The sequence below is a fragment of the Gilvimarinus gilvus genome, assembly GCF_030518155.1.
Classification (GTDB): Bacteria; Pseudomonadota; Gammaproteobacteria; order Pseudomonadales; family Cellvibrionaceae; genus Gilvimarinus; species Gilvimarinus gilvus.
In genome coordinates, this window is the sequence record NZ_JAULRU010000050.1 from 1 (window position 1) to 330 (window position 330).

The 330-nt window shown below is 34.8% G+C and carries 1 protein-coding gene; it reads right to left on the reverse strand.

Annotation, left to right across the window (positions count from 1 at the left end):
- Nucleotides 1-274 (reverse strand): heavy-metal-associated domain-containing protein (locus tag QWI17_RS00240; protein WP_302720497.1); only part of this gene is annotated, 274 nt, incomplete at its 3' end.
- Between the last annotated feature and the right edge of the window lie 56 nt (nucleotides 275-330).

The following is a 330-nucleotide window of genomic DNA, read 5'->3' on the forward strand; positions in this document are numbered from 1 at the left end:
CTGCACTACCTGCACATGAAGCACAAGTCATCCCCAAAACCGGAAAACTAGCTTTTACTGTTGGTACACCATAACCTAAATCTCTTATGGCATTTACAGCATCAGCGACTACTTCTTCATCCTTAACCGTAATAGCCGCTCTGTGATTATTTATTTCTACTTTGTGACTTTCAACTCCCTTTACTTGTGCAAGTCCTTTTTCTACGATTAATGCACAATGTTCGCTTTCTACATCCTCTAGAGGTATGTAAATTATTTCTTTATTTGTTGCCATATTTCGATTGCTTTATTTTACAATACAAAATTGACAATAAATTGATAGATATTTAT